This window comes from Streptacidiphilus monticola, assembly GCF_042658505.1.
In the GTDB taxonomy this organism is placed as follows: domain Bacteria; phylum Actinomycetota; class Actinomycetes; order Streptomycetales; family Streptomycetaceae; genus Streptacidiphilus; species Streptacidiphilus monticola.
Genome location: NZ_JBHSQJ010000224.1, coordinates 1 through 1,259 on the forward strand (window position 1 = coordinate 1; position 1,259 = coordinate 1,259).

A 1,259-nucleotide genomic window follows, 5' to 3' on the forward strand; every position below is an offset into this window, starting at 1 on the left:
ATGAACGCCGATCTGCAGGGGCTGACGTCGCTGCAGGTGATGGACAAGATCGTGAACTATGCCGGGTCGATCGGGCTGAAGGTGATCCTGGACCGGCACCGGCCCGACTCCAGCGGCCAGTCCGCGCTGTGGTACACCAGCGCCGTCCCGGAGAGCACCTGGATCACCGACCTGACCGCGCTGGCCACCCGCTACGCCGGCAACAGCGCCGTGGTCGGCATCGACCTGCACAACGAACCCCACGACCCCGCCTGCTGGGGCTGCGGCGACCCCGCCACCGACTGGCGCCTGGCCGCCGAACGCGCCGGCAACGCCGTCCTGGCCGCCAACCCCAACCTGCTGATCTTCGTCGAGGGCGTCCAGACCTTCAACGGCAGCTCCTACTGGTGGGGCGGCAACCTCCAAGGCGCCGGCCAGTACCCCGTCCAGCTCTCCGTCCCCAACCACCTCGTCTACTCCGCCCACGACTACGCCACCAGCGTCGCCTCCCAGACCTGGTTCACCGACCCCGCCTTCCCCGCCAACATGCCCGGCATCTGGGACAAGAACTGGGGCTACCTCTTCAACCAGAACACCGCCCCCGTCTGGGTCGGCGAGTTCGGCACCACCTTGCAGTCCACCACCGACCAGACCTGGCTCAAGACCCTGGTCCAGTACCTGCGCCCCACCGCCACCTACGGCGCCGACAGCTTCCAGTGGACCTTCTGGTCCTGGAACCCCGACTCCGGCGACACCGGCGGCATCCTCAAGGACGACTGGACCACCGTCGACACCGCCAAGGACGGCTACCTCACCACCATCAAGTCGCCGTCCTTCGGCGGCACTCCAGGCGGCACCGGCGGCGGGGACACCCAGCCCCCGACCACCCCGGCCAACCTCACGGTCACCGCCACCACCGCCACCACCGCCTCCCTGTCCTGGACCGCCGCCACCGACAACACCGCCGTCACCGGCTACCGGATCTACCGCGGCACCACCCTGGCCGGCACCACCACCACGACCAGCTACACCGACACCGGCCTGACCCCCGCCACCGCCTACAGCTACACCGTCGTCGCCTACGACGCCGCCGGGAACACCTCCCCCGCCTCCACCCCGGCCACCGCCACCACCACGACCAGCAGCGGCGGCGGAAGCACCGGCTGCACCGCCGGCTGGCACACCGACACCACCTGGACCGGCGGCTTCAACGCCACCGTCACCGTCACCAACCCCACCACCACACCCACCCACGGCTGGACCGTCACCTGGACCTGGCC

Annotated in this window: 1 protein-coding gene; it reads left to right on the forward strand. The window is 70.1% G+C overall.

Translation table 11 applies throughout. The annotated features are described in order from the left end of the window. Positions 1–1,259: cellulase family glycosylhydrolase (locus tag ACFP3V_RS31455; RefSeq protein WP_380591144.1), on the forward strand; the 1,259-nt coding region annotated here is incomplete at both ends.